The sequence below is a fragment of the Accumulibacter sp. genome (assembly GCF_032229525.1).
Classification (GTDB): domain Bacteria; phylum Pseudomonadota; class Gammaproteobacteria; order Burkholderiales; family Rhodocyclaceae; genus Accumulibacter.
Window position 1 is genome coordinate 1 of sequence record NZ_JAVTWB010000084.1, and the last position, 2,671, is coordinate 2,671.

General features: G+C 66.9%; 2 protein-coding genes. Both read right to left on the reverse strand.

The annotated features are described in order from the left end of the window. Nucleotides 1–254 precede the first annotated feature (254 nt). Nucleotides 255–1,565: a metallophosphatase family protein gene (locus RUW20_RS05045; protein WP_313951106.1), complete on the reverse strand. Its 1,311-nt coding sequence runs from the start codon at nucleotides 1,563–1,565 to the stop codon at nucleotides 255–257. Continuing rightward, on the reverse strand, nucleotides 1,562–2,671 hold a 1,110-nt coding region (locus RUW20_RS05050), incomplete at its 5' end, for a hypothetical protein (protein WP_313951107.1). The genes RUW20_RS05045 and RUW20_RS05050, both read right to left, overlap by 4 nt.

Genomic DNA, 2,671 nt, shown 5'->3' on the forward strand with positions numbered 1-2,671 from the left:
GGGTGCATGTTGTCCATCACGGTGGTCTTGCCGCGCCCGTTGGCGCCGGCGATGGCGACCAGTTCGGCGCCATCGGCCAGTCGCTCGAAATCGAGTTTCAGGACATCGCGTCCCAGGCCATCGCGAATGCCGCGAAAGCCCTTGAGAATGAGTGAAAGAGGTTGCATAACGGTACTCCAGCGGGATGACCAGTTCAGTCTCCCGCACGAAAGAGGCTCTGCAAGACCGTCCCCGAGGGAGAGGCCTCGGCCAGGTCAAAATGACAGCGCGGGCTCAAGATCGGCCCTGGGGGGCGGCAAGGTGACAGCGGTATCGATGCATTCCCCGCCATCAGGGACTTCCTGCCCACGCAGCACACGCTCGGCGATGGCTTCCGGTTCCTGGCTTGCCAGCGCCTGGAGGCACGCGAGCAAGGGTTCCGCCCGCGCCTCGGTCACCTGCGCCCAGACACGCACCTTGTCCGCCAGATTCGCCAGTTGCGAGATCCCTGCCGCCCGCGTGCGCACCACGGGCAGGATGCGCCCTTCCAGCTTGGTTTCCGCCGCTCCCTCCAGCAGCCGCTCGATCGCCGCGCGGTCGACCTGATGGCGGTCTTCATCGGCGACGGTCCAGCGCACGCGCACGAACGCGCCAGCGATGTCCTGCTGCGAGACAGCCGCGCGCAGGGCGTCGAGGTCGGGTTGGCCCTCGAAAACGATATCGACAGTTCGGCACGCGGGCGTGGGCTCCAGCGTGAAGCGCGCCTGGTCGGCGTCGATTTCCCAGAACAGAAACCCCTTGCCCCCTTCCTCGCCGTAATGAAAGCGACCGATCGAGCCGGGATAGGCGATGCACTGCCGCCCTGCGATGCTTTCCTGCTCCCATGCCTGATGCCGGTGGATGTGCCCGAGCATGAAGGCCTGGGCCTCGGCACCGAACAGGGCACCGGTCGTGAACTCGTGATCGAAGCCGGCCATCGGCACGCCGTGCTCGCTCACGCAGCCGAACACCGTGCCGTGCGACACGCCGATGGTCGGCACGCCCTGCCGACGTGCCGCGCGGTGGATCGGCGCGTAGCCGCGCAGCAGCAGGGCCAGGTGCTCGCCCACGGCTTGCGCGGCTTCCGCCGCACCGACCGTTGCGGCCACCACCGCCTTGTTCACCGTGGGGATGCAGGTAAACAGGGCACGAGCACCGGCCGGCAAACTATCGAAACACCAACTGGTCGAAGCGAGCCATTCGTCCTGGGCCGTGAGGGCGACCTGCGCGATACGGCTGGCCACATGCACCGGATGCCGTCCGCCCAGCAGCCGGAAGATCGCCAGGGTGCCCGGTGGCTCATGCGAGAATGTCCCTTGCAGCATCAACACCGGGCAGTGGTCAGCCAGTCGCCGCACCTGCGCGACCAGCCGTTCGGCGGCCGGGGCATGCAAGTCCAGGCCATGGTCGGTGGCATCGCCCGAGAGAACCGCCGCCTCCGCACCCAACGCGATGGCCCGGTCGATGGCAGCGCCGAAGCAACGGTCGGCTTCCGCCAGTTTCTTGGTACCGTAGTGCAGATCGGAGAAATGCGCGATGCGGATCATGCCGTCCTCCCCCGCGAGGCCAGTTGCATCTCGCTCGCTATCTTGTCGAGGTAGCCTTGCGGATCGTTGCCGTAGCGCTCGAGCTCATTCCAGGCCTGGGCGCGGCCGCTCGGGTTGATCTTCCAGCCCCGTCCCCAGCGCCGGTCGGCGTAGGCCTGATACTGTTCCGGCACGATCCCGTAGGCCTGCACGCGGGCCATCAGTTGCTCGAAGCTGGGACGGCCGTCGCGCAACGGCGGCTCCTCGGCGGACGTTGCATCGGCCACCGTCGTCGCCTGCATGTCGGCGGCATCCGCCTGCAACGATTCGGCACTGGCTGCTGCCAGACTGCCCTGAAGCACCTGCGTCGCCAGTTGCGCCTGCACCAGGGCCGTCTCGGTGTCTTCGTTGTCGCGCAGCAAGGCCGTCACATCCACCGGCGCCTCCAGGTCGATGATCCACTGCGGCACGCGCACTGCCCTGCCCTGCTCGTCGATGTGGGCCACCTCCATCAGTCTTTTCGTGAGGTAGAAAGGCGTGCGTTGCCGGTCGAGGAAACCCGAGATGCGCCCGCCGCGCAGGAAGCCCACGGTCTCGAACTTCTGGATCGCGGCGTTCATCGCATAGAAGCTGTTGGTATGCAGTTCGAAGGCGCTGATCGACCGTATGCCGGGGATGAAGAACAGGAAACGCCCGGTCAGGTTGCACTGGCGCTGCTGGTACTCGCGGCAGGCCTCCGGTTCGCAGAGACCGCCGTTGTCCTCGCGGATCATGGTCTTGCGCCCGCCGAAGAGGCGGATCGTGCGCCGGCCCGTCTCGTCGACCGGCACCGGGGCATGGCACATGCAGTGGCGCACCCGGCCATCGGCCGAGTATTGCGACCAGTAGTGCTTTTCGTGCGCACCCCAGGCCGCCAACTCGTGCGGCATCACGGTCTGCCAGTAGTCGGAGGGGAACACCACCGGGAAGCGGTACAAACGCCGGCCTTCGCCCCGATCCTCGCCATAGGCGTCCAGAATCTCCCGGGCGATCTCGGGATTGGGAAAGTCCTGCGCCCGCACGGTGAACCACGGCACGTTGCGCGGCACCAGCGGCGTCTTGAGGTTGGGCAGGGCTTCGGCGATGGC

What these genes read in the sequence shown, in the direction of transcription:
- RUW20_RS05045 (WP_313951106.1), bottom strand. Translation starts at nt 1,565, where the DNA reads ATGATCCGCATCGCGCATTTCTCCGATCTGCACTACGGTACCAAGAAA.